This window comes from Streptomyces sp. NBC_01723 (genome assembly GCF_036246005.1).
Classification (GTDB): domain Bacteria; phylum Actinomycetota; class Actinomycetes; order Streptomycetales; family Streptomycetaceae; genus Streptomyces.
The window spans coordinates 6,331,704-6,345,350 of record NZ_CP109171.1 but is presented as its reverse complement, the minus strand read 5'-3'; the positions used below and the strand labels follow the sequence as shown (position 1 = coordinate 6,345,350).

Here is a 13,647-nt window from a genome sequence, read left to right as displayed (position 1 = left end):
CCACCAGGGCGACCAGGTCAGAACCCTCCGGGGAGCGGGTTCGGGTCGTGCTCGGCCAGCGCCCGCCGGAACCGGGCAAGCTGGCTACCGGAGTGGCCGGCGGCGTACTCCTGGTACAGCCGCGCCCACTCCGCCGCCTGCGGGGACGGTTCGAAACGCTGCCCACGGAAGATGGGGACGGCGCCGCAGTGGCAGCCATCATGTGCCTCGAACCGCGCCGTGCCCTGCTTGAACACGGCGCCCCGGCTGGCGATGAGCTTGCAGAAGGCGCAGGCACCCAACGCGGCCGTCCGCGCCCACGCCGTGGCCTGCGCGTCCTCGCGCACAGCCCCAGTCACGGTGCTGCGGCCGGTGTCAGCGACGAGCTTCTGCGCTACAGCTTCGGCCTTCTTCGCCGCCTGCTCGAGGCGGACGGCGAGCGGCTGTGACTGTGCCGCGGTGGCCTCGTCGGGATCGCGGTCCCACACGTCCTTTGTCGCCCATCGGAGGCTCGCCTCGGTCTTGCCGACCGACGGCGGATCAGCGACCGGCACCGTGAACACCCCGGACACCCCAGCCGCGTCCCGCTGGGCGTCATAGAACTCGGCGCCGAGCGCGGCAGACGTGCGGGCGTACTGATCGATGACCGCCTGCATCGCGGCAATCCAGTCCGGGACCGACGTCCGCAGCCGCGACGGAATGATCAACCGGCGCAGGCCGCGAACATCCCGCACCAGCAGCCTGGTCAGACCCAGCTGAGCGGAGCGGTAGCGGGCGGCATCCTGGCCACCGTCAGAGACCGTCGTCGCCACCAGACACCTCCGCGACCGAAGGCAGACGCTCACCCCGCTGCTCGTTCACCGCAGCAAGACGATCCAGGAGGCCGCCACCCGAGACGGCAGCGGACGACCTGCGCCGGTCCGCACCAATCCGCTGCCGCTGCGGCTCCGTGAACCCAGCCATCTCCAGCGTGACGTCGCTGTCCGCAGGCAGGACCCCGGCCTGCACCAGCTTGACCGTGGCATCCACCTGGGCCGCAACCGTCGGTGTCGCCGGGTTCCGCCACACCGTCTCGATCCGCCGGGCCTTGTCCGGCGGTTCACCATCACGCACCCACAAGGCAAGCCGCATCGCCTGCTGCCAGCCGGCACCGAAGCGCCTGATGCGGCGCTCCGCCTTCTTCACCTGCCGGTTGTCAGCGAAACGGATCGCGTCCGCCGAGGCCGGATTGTCGCTGCTGTAGCCGAGAACATGCGGGGCCACCGACATCTGCGACGCCATGATCCTGGCGTACAAGTCGACGATCTTCGTCATGCCCGTCGGGTCATGCGCCGCGAACTGGCCGACGTCCGGCACATTGCCGTCCTCGTCCCGCTCCAAAGCCAGCACACGGCCGATGTACGTCTCCCACGCCGACTTCGCCGTACCATCCGCGTCCTGGAACGCCGACTCCGACGCGCCCAGAATGTACCGCTGCGGGGCGCCGAAGAACTCGGCGGCCACCTCGATCCCGCTGAGCCGACGACACGCCGCATCCGTGATCGACATGACCTCGGGGGTGATCTCCGACTTCCCCACCCGGTCCGCCGTCCGCTGGCGGTTCGCCAACCGCACCACCGGCACGACCCCCAGGCCGTGCATGTCCCGGTCGACGACCTCCCAGCCGCCAGACGCCGACGGCATCGCCATCACCGTCTGATCCGGCAAATACAGGACCAGCATCCGCTCCTCAGGGCCCGCCTCGACGAAGGAGTCCGCAGCGCACTCCCGCAACGCCGCAGTGCCCATACGCAGGCGGGCATCCCACATCAGCGTCATGTCCAGCGGCGACTCCGCCGTAATCAGCGGCGGACACTCATCCGTACCGCAACCACCCGAACCCACAGCCAGGTACTCCCGGCCGTACACAAAGGCATCCAGGTGAGCCAGCGACGACTCATCGAACAGGTCATTCGCCTCGGCGATCTCCGCCAGCTCGCTAGAGTCCGAGCCGTCAGCCCACCGGAACGCCTCCAAATCCAGGCGCTCCTCCAGCGACTCCACACCCACCCGCGGCCAGCCAATCACCGTATGCAGGCCGCGGAGCTGCGGCGGAATCGAAATCCCCAGGTCGCGGATCAACTGCTCGCCGTTGAAGTAGGCGTCCCGCAGCATCAGGGCGTACCGGTCGCGCAGCATGTCCGCCCGCAACACATTGACCAGCGCCAGCTCGTCATCCGACAACGTCAACAGAGGCAACTCGGGAATGGACAGGGTCATCGCAGCACCACCACCCTCCCCTTGCCGGCCGTCTTCTTCTTGGTCCACGAGGGCGAGTTCATGACCATGCGACGCAGCATCCGCGCCCCGATCGCACACACCGCAAGGTCCACTTTCCGGGCCGACTCACGGTGCTCCTTGCCAATCGTGTAGCCCCACGCATTCGTCCTCCGGCGTGCGTTCGCGACATGCTGCCGCAGCACCTTGTGGCCGTCGTGAGGCACCTGTCGCTCCAGCACGTCCCGGTAGAAGCGGTCCACAGCCTCGGTGAACGCCTGCTGGCGACGACGGTCACCCATATCCCACATCACCGCATGCTGGCCATGCCCAGAAACCACAGCCTTCAGCTTCAGGCGCTTCCCATAGCGCTGCGCCCACGCGTCGATGTAGCCATCCCAGTACCGCTCGCCATCCGCCTCGTCGTAGCCCGCGCCCGGGTCGGCGAAGAACGCGGGCGGCTTATAGAGGGCGAACACCTGGTCCACAACGCCATCGACCTCCTCGCGGGGAACGCGGTACGGGACATCCGCTGGCCAGTTCGCCGGCCGCTGCCACACGCCCAAGGTCTTCACGAAGCCGTCCCGCAGTCGGCACCCGACCAAACCGGTCGCGTCGTCCGACTTGGAGCCGTCGAAGAACAGCGCGACTTCGTCACCCTTCTCCAGATCGATCCCGTCATGCGGGTTCGCATCCCACTCGTAGGGCGCTAGGTAGGCGTCCTCGGCCGCCGTGATCTGGTTGAACCAGAACCGCCGCGACCTGCTAGGAGGGTTTCGAACGTCGAGAATTGACGCCTTCAGCCGCTCGAGGTCGAGCCAGACCGAATCCCCGCGAACCGCTTTCAGCGTCGGTACGATCCACGCCTCGGTCAGCTTCGCCTCGGCCGGAGCCTCCAGGCTGTCGTAGAACAAGCCGGTGTCCGCGACTCGGCCGGCCTCCGCCGACTCGAACGCCTCCCGAGTCCGCTCAGCAACGCTGTCCTCGCCCGGCTCGTAGGCGTTCGTCAGAGCCAGGGTGCGCGACATGCCGTCGGCGCTCTTGGTCGAGTTGCGCTCGATAACGGCAGCCATCTCGTGACCCTGATTCGAGTCCACCCAGTGGTGCGTTTCGTTCAGGAGAACGAACGTCGGCCGGCCGCCCTCCATGGCGCGCGGCGAAGACGTCACCGCCTCGATTCGGGCCCGCCCCTTGTCTGCGTAGATGATCTCTTTGCCAAGGTCAATCCGGTACTCCTGGATCGCCCGCTTCGTGAACATCCCCGGGAAGATCGTCATCGTGGAGCGCGTCTGATCCTGCGACACTGCGGCTATCTGAACCCAGGGGGCAGGATGCTGCACGCCAAGCGGCTGCCCAGCCGGGATACCCCACTCGTTGCCCGCATCTGCGACACGGCCAGAAGGGCGACAGGGTCCGACGAATTCGAACCCCGACCATGAAGCCCCGAGAGGGTCCTTGCCGTGGCCCTTCAGTCTTTGGACCACCCCATCGCGCCACAGGAACCGGCCCGTCGCCGGATCCATCGCGTACCACCACAGGGTCAGCCGGGCCTGCTCAGGCGTGTACTGCCAGGCCCTCCCGACGTAGTGCTGCAGGTACGTCTTCGTCCAGGCGAGGCACTGCCAGCCCAGCGTGTACTCGGGCAGCACGAATTTGCCGTCTGGGCCGCGCTTCCACGTTGGGCCGAGCGTGAAGGGTTCAACGACGTCGGGGACCTGCTCGTCAGACTCCATCGCCGCGACGGTCGCGCAACGGGGAGCGCCGCTTCAGCTCGTTGCGCAGCAAGCAGGCCTCAATGTCGCTCCGGTCCGGCCGGTCGAAGAAGCCCCGCAGCCGGACCACGGCGAAGTCCCGGAGACCCTCAATCGTTCGCAGCGAGCCGGCGTACAGGCACTGCTGCCGCGGGATGCCATGGAGTCGGGCCCACGCCTGCGCCTCGTCCTGGCTGCCCGCACAGACGACGTACTTGATCACGTCAACCCCCCGCAATGTCACGGTAGGAGTCCAGCGGACTCACCGACGCCAGCTGTGGACCAGCGGGCTTCTTCCGCTCCAGCTCCATACGGGCCCGCCGTCGGTCCCCCTCCGTCGTCAGCAGCGACGACATCACCGAGTTCAAGGCCGCTACCAGCTGACCGTTCGGGCCGCGCTCCGAAAGCAGCACCTTCGACATCAGGTCAGCGGCATACCGGGCCACAGCCCAGTCCGACGGCTCGTAGAAGGCCGCCTGCCCGGACTGGCGCAAACTCAGGTACCAGTCCGTGGCGATCGGGTGCCACAGCGGATCGGACTCCGGCAGATCTGGTACCTCAGCCGGCGCCCCAGACGGGGCCTGTACCAGCTCCGGCCCATCGTCCTTGTTGCGACGGCGGCGCGCTTCAGTGCGCTCCGGAATGGGTCCTCGAGTGCCCATGGCGACCTCCAGGGTCAGGCACGCCGCCAGGGCGCGCGGGGCAGAAACAGTGAACCGACCAGGCTCGCCTCCAGGGCGAGCATGGCCATGGGCGTGCGAATGACCGGCGAGGAGGGGCCTAGGAAACCCGTACCGGATCTCGTGAGCTACACGTCCCCGATCTGGAGAAACCGCAGGTGGGGGGCATATCCCCAGGTCAGGGCGTTGCGGTGCGATCTTGAGTCGACTCATCCTGAGCCGGCGAGCCAGGGTGATCGTCAGGCTGCCTCACCGTGTCGATCATCGTCGACTCGATCACGTTTCCGACTGTTGCAGCTCAGGTGAGCGCATTGCACGTTGGCAAGCGTGTGCGATCCACCTTGGGACAGAGGAAGGATGTGGTCCACCGAGGCGCTCATGGGGTGCGGCCACGCCAGCCCTGGGTCCACCGGCAGCCGGCACAGCCCACACGTCCACCCGTCCCGCTTGTACACGCAAGCGGGTGCGAACCGTTCACCTTGGTCTGCTTGTGCCTTCAGTGCGCGACGGCGAGCATCAGCGAGTGCTGCGACCTCTGGGTAGAGCTTCCTCCAGTGGCCTTGCTTCTCTCGTCGCCGCTTGTCGTACTCCGACGCTTGCTCACGATACCGATCGGTTCCGTACCGCTTGCCTGTCGTCGCCGTGTAGTTGCGGTGCCAAGCCTTCGCGCGCTCCGCGTTCATCGCCCGCTTGCACTCGGGCTTGCCGCACTGGACTCGCCTCGGATGCGTCATGGGAGCGTCGCAGTATGGGCACGGCCGCGCGTTCGCTGCCCGCCTCTGGGCGTTCTCCTCGCGCCTCGCAGCCTTGGCCGCTTCGTAGCGCCCGTCTTCGCGGGCGGCCTGGCGATTCCTGGCGTCACGGCACCGCGGCGAGCAATAGCGGGCGTCAGTCCGGCCGCGGAATGGCTGACCGCAGTATGCGCACTCAACGTCGGTGTGCCGCTCGTTACCTACACCGGCTCGGCATGCATCCGAGCAGTAGGCGGGAATGCGTCCTCTGGTGCCCACCTTCTTCTCTGCCCCGCACCGGGCGCAGTTGATGAAGGCTGGGCGTATAGCCTGGGTCATGTCGGTCCTGTCGTGTCAGGGCTGGCCATGGCCCCGGGAGTGTTGGTAGCACTCGCCGGGGTTCTATTGTCTCAACGCCCGCTGACAGTGGGGTGGTTCCGTGTCAGCGTCGGCTTCCGCCCCGCATGGCCTTGGCGTGCTGTGAGGTCCACATGCCGGTGGCGGCCTTGTGCCTGAGTGCGCAGTATCCGCGGGCGCGGGCACCCATGTACTTCTGCACGGCTCGAACGCAGCGCTGGTAGTCGCCGGCCGTCCCCCATTTGACCTTGGCCGCGCCTCGGCCGGTCGTCCAGTAGTTCCGCAGCGTCTGCGCGTTGCCGCGCCGTCCGCGTCCCTTGGATGCCACGGCTGATCACTCCTTCTGCGGCGCGGGCTCCTGGTCGTGGGGCTCCTGTTGTTCGTCTACCCGTTCGACGCGGCGGACTTGCGTGGCGGGGATGGCGATGGCGACCCGGTTCGTGTGGATGAGGTCGCGGTCTTTGAAGAGGACCCAGCCGTCGACGAAGTCGACGGTGAGGTTGGGGTCTTCGATGAGGGTGTCGTCGCGTTGCCGTTCGGAGTGGATGACGAGGTATGCGGGCACGATGCTCACCTCATCCCGGGATGGGCTTCGGGCGGGCGTTTCCGTCCGGGCCGGGGGTTGGCGCGCTGGGCGTCGTTGCCCTCGCGGCTGGATTTCTGCAGGTGGCACTCGGCACACACGCCTTGCAAGCGGTCCTCGGCGTGGGCGTCGGTCTTGGCTTCGATGTGGTCGCAGTGGGTGGACGGCCTCACGCCGCACAGCTTGCAGACCGGGTCGCGGTCGAGCACCTTGCGGCGGATGGTTGCCCAGTTCGACGGCAGCCGGCTCTTGCGGTCCGACCCTTCCCAGCCGCCGCTCACGGCTGCGGGTTGCTCTGGGGGCAGTCGTCGATGTGCTGCTTGCCGAGGGTTTGGAAGGCGAGGCTGCAGCACCAGTCGCGGCGGGGCTTGGCGGTCGCCGGGTTGTTGGCGTCGCGCAGCTTCTGCATGTCGGCGGCGATGGCGTCGCGTATCGCGTCCGGGTCGCCGCTGAGGTTGACCACGAGTTCCTGCTTGGCGGGCGTGGCGAGGTATCCGCTGGTGTCGTTGGCGGGGATGTCGATGGTGTCTTCGAAGACGAGGACGGCGCGGGCGCCGATCTGTTCGGCGATGCCGTCGAACTCGCTGACGGGCTCGGGCTGGTCGAGCCCAGTGACGTACCGACGCGCGACGTACTGATCGACGACGAGCACGAATGGCGGCAGGTCGTCGCTGCTGCCTTCGGGGAGTTCGAGGATCTGCAGGCGGGCCATCAGCCGGTCACCGCCTCGTCGTCCTGGCGGACGATGCTGCGGACGTTGGCGGCGGGGGCGAGCGCGATGACGCCCATGCCATCCGGTCCGGTGAAGGTGTAGTCGCCGGCGATGCCGTCGTACTCGACGCCGTCGGCTTCGACGGTTTCCACGTCGCCGGTCAGGTAGTTGATCGTGTACTGGGCCATGGCGCGGGCTCCTGTGGGGTGGTGGGTCAATCGTGGGTGGCGATGCCGAGCGGTCCGGTGATCTCGTACTGGTCGAGCTGCGAGAGCGCGTACCCGAGCAGGCCGCGCAGGAGGGCGCGTTCGCGTGCGCTGTCGGGGATGCCGCCGGGCTGGTCAATGACGCTGAGCGTGCGCCCGTCAGACCAGGCGTACACGATCGTTGTCGGCTTCTGCTTGAACGCGGTCGCGTATTCGTCGAGGGTGCGCATCAGCTCTTCGCCGTCGATCTTGTGGCAGAGGGAGCAGATGCGGACCGACGCCGACGCGTTCGCGGGCTTGTTGTACGACCAGGAGTGCTCGCAGAGGTCGTCGGCTGAGATGGGAGCGTTCATGGGCGCGGGCTCCGGGGTGGGGTTAGAGGTCCTCTTCGGCTGCGATGACGACGCGGCGGGCGAACAGGGTGAGGGTGACGTTGAGGATCTCGTCGGGGTCGGTCTTGATCTCGTGGACGATGACCGGGGAGTCGCGCGGCGCGAGCAGCGACTGGCCGTTGATTCGCACATCATTGGGGATGATGACGCTGCCGCCGGTGGTGTTGTCGGTGGCCCGGCCCTTCTCGATGATCTCGATGACGGCCGCCTGCGGTTGGTCGGTCTTGGCGAGGGCGGGGTTGGGGTGGGGCTTGTCCTCGCGGCGCCCGCGCCAGACGAGGACCATGCCAGCGAGGGCAGCCAGCCAGGCGAGAACGGCGGGCAGGTAGTCGTTCACGTCGTCGCCTCCGTTCCGGCCTCCGGCTTGCCGCCGCCGAAGAAGGCGTCCATGAGTTCGCCCCACGTCTTGGCTGCTTTGTCGGCGATCTGCTGGCCGCTGGCCTTCTTCACGTAGCCGCTGATCGCTTCGGCCTGCTGTCGAACTTCGGGCGGGACGGCGTGGAGGACACCGTTGAGGCAGTGGTCGCTGCTGCCGTGCAGTTCTTCGTGCTGCTGCATTGCGATGATCAGATTCCATGCCCACAAGGGCAGGTCAGGGACAGGGGAAGCCATGGCGCGGGCCTTCCGTGGGGTCAGGTGGTGTAGGGCAGTTCGATCCGCCACCAGTCCGGGTCGTCCGCGACGCGGGTGATGACGGGCTGTGCATCGTCGGGTACTCGCGCTTCCCCGCGCTGCGCCAGGAGACGCCCGTAGTGCAGGGCGTTCTCGGGGGTCGGTTCGCTGCCGAGTCCGGCGAGTTCGAAGCTGAAGATCCCCTCAGCCACGGTTCCACCACCAGACCCCGAGTGTCGACCCCCGCATGGTCTCGACTCGTCCACCGAGTCTGCCCATGACGGCGTCCATGTCGTCGGGGTCCCACTGGTGGAGGTGGGCTTCGTGCGGGTTGCCGTCGACCTCACCCTGCGGGGAGTCGACGATCGGCACGGAGACGAGGATGTTCCAGGCCCCTGCGGCCACGGTGCGCTCCAGGAGGGCGACGGCGTCCTCGCGCGGCAGGTGCTCGAGCACGTCGCCGTACAGGACAAGGTCGCGGTGGAAGAGGTGGTCCTCGGACTCGCGGACGTCTTCGATGTGGATCTCGTCGTACATCCGCCGGGTCTTCGTGGAGCGCAGCTTGTACTTGCTCACGTTCGGCTTGAAGATCTCGATGCCGGTCCACCACACGCCCTCGTGCACGGGCCGGAACAGCCTGGCGTAAGTCCCCTCGCCGGGCCCGACGTCGGTGACGGTGTTGGGTAGGTGGTAGCGGAACCAGTCGAGGGACCAGTCCTTGCCCTCAGCGTCGGATGTGGGCATGGCGGGTCTCCTAGTAGACGGTGATCGTTCCGGTGCGGTAGACGGGTGCTTCGAGTCCGGCGGTCCAGGTCAGCCACACCCGGTACTCACCCGGCTCCAGGCTTGTGGTGCCGCCGTTGGGGCCGATCAGGATGCGGGCGTGCGGGCTGGCCCACTCCCCCGTCCACCAGTCTTCGACTGACGGATTCCCCGTCGCCGACGTGGGCTGGAATGCGAACTGGGGCGGGGCGGAGGGGCTGACGGGGCTGCCTCCGACGGCGCTGACCGCTGTGACCCGCACGTACTCGGTGCTGGTGGCGGCTATCTCCACGGCCGGCTCACCACCCATCCGCTGTATGGCCGTCCGAGGGTGAAGTCGATGTCGTTGTGGTCGGTGCCGCCTGCGGTGGCGGTGGCATCGGTGTCGACGCTGCCGTGCCCGGCCGCGTTGTAGACGGCGAGGGCGGTGACCGAGCTGTCGGTGTCGGCGGCGCCTGTGCCGGTGACGGTGGCGATGCGCCGGGCGGTGCCGGTGGCCGTGGTGGTCATGGTGCCGCTGCCGGTGGCGGTGGCGACGGCGCCGTCGGACAGGGTGTTGACGTTGTCGTAGGCCCCGTAGTCGGTGACTCCGGCGTCGCGGTAGCAGAACAGGTCGAGAGCGCAGGTGTCGACGGCTGCGGGGATCCAGGCGGGGGTGGCGAGCGTCCTGCGGTTGGTCCACGTGGACCCGTTCGGCGAGGTGTCCCAGTAGACGTTGGTGCCGTCCTCGCGGAGCCGCAGCCACAGGTGCGCCACCGGATCGTAGGTGATCTCCACGGCGGCGCCGTCGTAGTAGGCGACGTTGGCCTGCATCCTGAGTTTCGCCGTGACCGCGTTGTACTTGAACCCGATCGCCGTCCCGGCGGTCGCCGAGGTGACCATGAAATTCTGCGACACGTCGGTTCCGGTGGACGCTGCGGGCCGCACGGCGAGTTTCAGAAAGATGCTGGCCCCGGCGAGTGTCCAGGCGCGGCCGGTCTGGTAGCCGGCGTAGGCCCCGGCGACGAGTGGGACGCGGGCCTGGCCGCCGGTTTCGGTGACGCCGCCGTAGGAGTCGCCCCAGTTCGCCGAGATGATTCCGTCGTTGAAATTGTCCTGGAGGGCCGTGAGGAGCGGCATCCGCGTCTCCGATCAGCTTGCGCTGAAGCTCCACGCCCCGGCGGCCACCTTGAGTTCGTCTCCGGCCGCGACCGTCTTGGACGCGTCGAACGGGCCGTAGGACCAGCGGACGGGTGTGCCGGCGGAGTCCCAGATTTCCCAGCCGACGACGGTGCAGGCGGGCATGCCGGTAAAGGACAGGTCCGCACTGTTGGTGACAGCCCCGTTGACGGCGGCGGCGACGGAGATGTTCTTGCGGGCGTAGGAGCCGCCGACGACTTCGGTGCCCGCGGTGGCGTCGTTGCCTGCTGCGGTGACGAGCGCCATTTTCAGCGGCAGGGTGGGGGCGGTGGTCGACGTACCGAAGAGCCAGTCGACGGTGCGGTTCTCGCCCGTGTTGGAAAGGTTATCGCTAATGGAAAACACCACCTTCTCGGGCGTGTTATCGAATAAAATGCAGTCATGTGTTCTGTCGAGAACTGCACGAGAGAAGCAAAGGTTCGAGGTTGGTGCAAGGCGCACTATCTCCGGTGGTACCGATTCGGAGATCCGACAGCATCAGCACCCAGGAGGACTCCAGAACAGCGGTACCACGAGAAGGTCGACAAGCGTGGGCCCGACGACTGTTGGCCCTGGACCGGGGCCTACGCGACGGTGGACCGTGGAGCGTTCCGCTGGAAGGGCAAGACCCGTATTGCCACGCGAGTCGGCTGGGAGATAGCGAACGGCCAGCCGCCTGGCGAACTGCATGTGTGCCACACCTGCGACCACGGCTGGTGTCATAACCCCAGACACTGGTTCCTCGGCACCCACGCAGACAACATGGGCGACCTTAAGCGGAAGAACCTTCCACGGGGGCGCCCGCTGGCCACAACTCCTGAAATCGACGCCCAGATCGAAGAAGGCCTAAAAGCAGGAGAAAGACATCTCAGCATTGCCAGACGTCTCGGCGTCGGACGCTGGATCGTCGACCGGCACGCAACGGGACTTCGGAACATCACCAGAGCCGAGGCGCCGAACCGCATTCCACCAGTCCGTCGCGCTAGCTGATGGTGAGGCTGCCGGACAGCCGGACGATGTTTTCGGCGCCGGGCGGGTCGAAGGTGATCCACACCCGGTAGCGGCCCGGGTCGAGGGCGAGAGCCCCGCCGTCGGGGCCGATGAGGATGCGGGCGGCGCCTTCGGCCCATTCGGCGGTGTGCCATTCGTCGCCGTCGGGGTTGTCGCCGTGCGCCACGACCGCGATCTGCACTGGCGCCCCGGCGAGGCTGGTGCCTGCGGGGGCGGTGACGGGGACGTGCAGGTATTCGGTGGAGGAAGCGGGGATCACCACGGTGCACCCACCCTCCAGTTGTCAGCCCGGGGCGGGGCGGCCGTCCACGCCGATGGCCGGGGTGCGCTTGCCGTCCAGTGGCTGTAGGGGGCGCCGACGGTGACGTCGACGTCGTCGGGGCTGCTGCCGGACGACACGCCTCTGGCCGTGAGGACGGCGGTTGCGGCGAGACTCGCGCCCGCGGTGGCGCCGTGTGCGCCGGCCGCCGTGAGGCCCGCGGTGGCGGCGAGCGCGGCGTGTCCTGCGCGTCCGGCGCTTCCTTCGGCCGTGAGCGCTGCCGCTCCAGCGAGCCCGGTGCTGGCGGTCGTGGCCCGCTGCCCGGATGACGTGAGGCCGGCGTGGACGTCGAGCACGGCGTCGCCGGCCTGGTGGGAGGCGACTGCGCCGTCGGCGTCGAGGACGGCCGCCGCGTCGAGGCCTGCCCCGGTGGCGGCGCCGCGGACCCCGGCTGCCGTCCGGTCGGCTGATGCTGCGAGCCCGGCGCCGGCTGTAGCGCTGCGGAGTCCGCTACCTGCCAGAGCGGCGGTCGCCGCAAGCCCTGTCGTGCCCTGCACACCGCGGGTTCCGCCGGCTGCGAGTGCTGCGGTGGCGGTGAGGTTCGCGTCGCCGGTGGCGCCTGCGGCGGGTGCGGGTGGGAGAGCGACGAGGCCAGCAGCCCAGTTTGAAGTTGGGCTGGCGGTGCCGCCGTCGGCGGTCTGGCTGCCGCTGGCCACAGCGATGCGGTAGGCGGATGCGGCCGGTGACGCGTCGGCGACTTCGGTGAACCCTGCGGGCGGGTTGTGGGTGACGCCGGAGGTGTCGATGGTGTTGACGTGCCAGGCGAGTGCGCTGTCGATGTCGCTGGTGACGGTGAGGGCGCCGATGGCGGTGCCGCTGCCGGTCGCCGACTGGAACGGGACCGAAGCGAGGTCGACGGCCGGGTCGACGCCGGCAAACCAGACGGCGGCCAGGGTCGACCAGCGTCCGCTTGTCCACGTGTAGGCGAACGACGTCTCGGCTGCGACCCGGTGCAGGTAGCACTGGGTTTGCATGCTGGTCGTTGTGATCGTGCCACGGAGTACGGCCCCGGCTGGCGGGGTGACGGCGGGGAACGATCCGCTCTCGTGCCAGCGGACGAGCCAGAACACGCCGACGGCTCCGGCGGTGACTCCGGCGGGTTTGGTGACGGTGCGGGTGGAGGCGAGTGTGTCGGCGCCGGTGTTGGCCTGGGCGAGGTACGTCGTCACGGCCGACGCCTCCCGGCGGTCAGGAGGACTGCGGGCTGAGGCTCGCGCCCAGGCTGGTGAGGGTGAACTGGTCCCCGGACGCCCACGCCTTGGATGCGGTGAGGGCGACGGAGAACAGGAAACTGCCGCCGCTGGCCGCGGTCCACACGGAGATGTGGGTGAGGGTCTCGGAGGTGCCCCCGTTGGTCCACGCGGCGGGCGCGGCGCTGAGCGCGAGCGCCGACCCGGACGTGGAGGCGGCGAAGGTGAAGCTGTTCCGGGTGGTGGAGCTGGCGGACACGTTGCCGGTGCCTGCGGCGCCGGGGTCTCCGGTGTGGAGTTGGGCGAACGTTCCGGCGACCGGGCTGTAGGCGGTGCCTGCGCTGCGCAGTGTGTTGAGCCAGCCGGAGACGAGGGAGGGTGCGAGTCCTGCGGTCACTGCTCCTCCTCAGGCTCGGGTTCGGGCTGGGGTGCGGGGGTGACTTCGCCGGAGGCTTCGAGCCGCAGCAGGTATTCGTCGGGCACGGTCGCCTCCAGGATGGTTGGGGGTGTCCCGCCGCCTGGACGGGGGGTCATCGGGCGGCGGGACGAGGTTGTTGTCCGCCCGGCCACCCCACAGAGGCCGGGCGGACATGGGGGCCGAGCGCTGGGGGCGCTGCAAGGCCCAACCCTGCGGGAGCCGTCACGCAGGGAGATCAGGCGGCGAGTAACGGCGCCGAGTCGATGATCGGTGGGGTGGGGCCGGGTTGGAGCAGTTCACGGGTGTCGGGGTCGCGGCGGGCTTCGGGGAGTTCGGCGAGGTCGTAGAGGACGCCGTTGCGGCGGCGTGCTCGGTCGCCGTGGCGGGTGAGCCGTCCTTCGGCTGCCCAGCGGCGGATGGTGTTGGCGGGGCGGCCGGTCCAGTAGACGGCGAGGTCTTCGGTGACGAGCTGCGGGGGCATCGGATCACCCCCGGAACGCACGTGAGGGCCGCCTGTAGCGGCCCTCCAG

General features: G+C 68.5%; 23 protein-coding genes. All 23 read right to left on the bottom strand.

The window, feature by feature from the left end:
- Positions 1-17: 17 nt before the first annotated feature.
- The 23 genes from OIE75_RS29800 to OIE75_RS29695 all read right to left on the bottom strand — a co-directional run bounded on the left by OIE75_RS29800 (position 18) and on the right by OIE75_RS29695 (position 13,598).
- The gene (locus OIE75_RS29800; protein ID WP_329472753.1) at positions 18-791 is read right to left on the bottom strand and encodes a VG15 protein; all 774 of its coding nucleotides are present in this window, start codon (positions 789-791) and stop codon (positions 18-20) included.
- Positions 772-2,238: a phage portal protein gene (locus tag OIE75_RS29795; RefSeq protein ID WP_329472752.1), complete on the bottom strand. Its 1,467-nt coding sequence runs from the start codon at positions 2,236-2,238 to the stop codon at positions 772-774. The genes OIE75_RS29800 and OIE75_RS29795 overlap by 20 nt, the downstream gene beginning before the upstream one ends.
- Positions 2,235-3,968, bottom strand: coding sequence for a terminase (locus OIE75_RS29790; protein WP_329472750.1), 1,734 nt, complete (start codon positions 3,966-3,968; stop codon positions 2,235-2,237). The genes OIE75_RS29795 and OIE75_RS29790 overlap by 4 nt, the downstream gene beginning before the upstream one ends.
- A complete protein-coding gene (locus tag OIE75_RS29785; protein WP_329472749.1) occupies positions 3,958-4,209 on the bottom strand; it encodes a hypothetical protein in 252 nt (83 codons plus the stop codon). Before OIE75_RS29785 ends, OIE75_RS29790 begins: the two co-directional genes overlap by 11 nt.
- Position 4,210: 1 nt before the next feature.
- Entirely contained in the window at positions 4,211-4,648 is a 438-nt protein-coding gene (locus tag OIE75_RS29780; RefSeq protein ID WP_329472748.1) for a phage terminase small subunit, read from the bottom strand.
- Positions 4,649-4,905: 257 nt separating this feature from the next.
- Positions 4,906-5,349 carry an HNH endonuclease gene (locus OIE75_RS41510; protein WP_443078404.1) on the bottom strand — a complete coding sequence of 148 codons (444 nt, stop codon included), beginning with the start codon at positions 5,347-5,349 and terminating at the stop codon, positions 4,906-4,908.
- A gap of 490 nt (positions 5,350-5,839) precedes the next feature.
- On the bottom strand, positions 5,840-6,082 hold the full coding sequence (locus tag OIE75_RS29775) for a hypothetical protein (RefSeq protein ID WP_329472747.1): 243 nt from the start codon (positions 6,080-6,082) through the stop codon (positions 5,840-5,842).
- Between the two features lie 6 nt (positions 6,083-6,088).
- Complete coding sequence (locus tag OIE75_RS29770; protein WP_329472746.1) at positions 6,089-6,319, bottom strand: hypothetical protein; 231 nt, start codon at positions 6,317-6,319, stop codon at positions 6,089-6,091.
- Positions 6,320-6,324: 5 nt separating this feature from the next.
- Positions 6,325-6,618, bottom strand: a complete 294-nt coding sequence (locus tag OIE75_RS29765) for an HNH endonuclease signature motif containing protein (RefSeq protein ID WP_329472745.1) — start codon at positions 6,616-6,618, stop codon at positions 6,325-6,327.
- Positions 6,615-7,049, bottom strand: a complete 435-nt coding sequence (locus tag OIE75_RS29760; protein WP_329472744.1) for a hypothetical protein — start codon at positions 7,047-7,049, stop codon at positions 6,615-6,617. Before OIE75_RS29760 ends, OIE75_RS29765 begins: the two co-directional genes overlap by 4 nt.
- A complete protein-coding gene (locus OIE75_RS29755) occupies positions 7,049-7,237 on the bottom strand; it encodes a hypothetical protein (protein ID WP_329472743.1) in 189 nt (62 codons plus the stop codon). Before OIE75_RS29755 ends, OIE75_RS29760 begins: the two co-directional genes overlap by 1 nt.
- 26 nt (positions 7,238-7,263) lie before the next feature.
- Complete coding sequence (locus tag OIE75_RS29750) at positions 7,264-7,608, bottom strand: hypothetical protein (protein WP_329472742.1); 345 nt, start codon at positions 7,606-7,608, stop codon at positions 7,264-7,266.
- Positions 7,609-7,630: 22 nt separating this feature from the next.
- The gene (locus OIE75_RS29745; protein WP_329472741.1) at positions 7,631-7,984 is read right to left on the bottom strand and encodes a hypothetical protein; all 354 of its coding nucleotides are present in this window, start codon (positions 7,982-7,984) and stop codon (positions 7,631-7,633) included.
- Positions 7,981-8,205 (bottom strand): hypothetical protein, encoded by a 225-nt coding sequence (locus tag OIE75_RS29740; RefSeq protein ID WP_329472740.1) that lies wholly within the window; start codon positions 8,203-8,205, stop codon positions 7,981-7,983. The genes OIE75_RS29745 and OIE75_RS29740 overlap by 4 nt, the downstream gene beginning before the upstream one ends.
- Positions 8,206-8,279: 74 nt before the next feature.
- A complete protein-coding gene (locus OIE75_RS29735; RefSeq protein ID WP_329472739.1) occupies positions 8,280-8,471 on the bottom strand; it encodes a hypothetical protein in 192 nt (63 codons plus the stop codon).
- Complete coding sequence (locus OIE75_RS29730) at positions 8,464-9,003, bottom strand: class I SAM-dependent methyltransferase (protein ID WP_329472737.1); 540 nt, start codon at positions 9,001-9,003, stop codon at positions 8,464-8,466. Before OIE75_RS29730 ends, OIE75_RS29735 begins: the two co-directional genes overlap by 8 nt.
- 10 nt (positions 9,004-9,013) lie before the next feature.
- Positions 9,014-9,313: a hypothetical protein gene (locus OIE75_RS29725; RefSeq protein ID WP_329472736.1), complete on the bottom strand. Its 300-nt coding sequence runs from the start codon at positions 9,311-9,313 to the stop codon at positions 9,014-9,016.
- On the bottom strand, positions 9,304-10,140 hold the full coding sequence (locus OIE75_RS29720; protein ID WP_329472735.1) for a hypothetical protein: 837 nt from the start codon (positions 10,138-10,140) through the stop codon (positions 9,304-9,306). The genes OIE75_RS29725 and OIE75_RS29720 overlap by 10 nt, the downstream gene beginning before the upstream one ends.
- 12 nt (positions 10,141-10,152) lie before the next feature.
- A complete protein-coding gene (locus OIE75_RS29715; protein ID WP_329472734.1) occupies positions 10,153-10,641 on the bottom strand; it encodes a phage tail fiber protein in 489 nt (162 codons plus the stop codon).
- A gap of 520 nt (positions 10,642-11,161) precedes the next feature.
- Positions 11,162-11,452 carry a hypothetical protein gene (locus OIE75_RS29710; RefSeq protein ID WP_329472733.1) on the bottom strand — a complete coding sequence of 97 codons (291 nt, stop codon included), beginning with the start codon at positions 11,450-11,452 and terminating at the stop codon, positions 11,162-11,164.
- The gene (locus tag OIE75_RS29705; protein ID WP_329472732.1) at positions 11,446-12,678 is read right to left on the bottom strand and encodes a hypothetical protein; all 1,233 of its coding nucleotides are present in this window, start codon (positions 12,676-12,678) and stop codon (positions 11,446-11,448) included. The genes OIE75_RS29710 and OIE75_RS29705 overlap by 7 nt, the downstream gene beginning before the upstream one ends.
- 19 nt (positions 12,679-12,697) lie before the next feature.
- Entirely contained in the window at positions 12,698-13,096 is a 399-nt protein-coding gene (locus tag OIE75_RS29700) for a phage tail fiber protein (protein WP_329472731.1), read from the bottom strand.
- 256 nt (positions 13,097-13,352) lie between these two features.
- The gene (locus tag OIE75_RS29695; protein WP_329472730.1) at positions 13,353-13,598 is read right to left on the bottom strand and encodes a DNA-binding protein; all 246 of its coding nucleotides are present in this window, start codon (positions 13,596-13,598) and stop codon (positions 13,353-13,355) included.
- Positions 13,599-13,647: the final 49 nt, after the last annotated feature.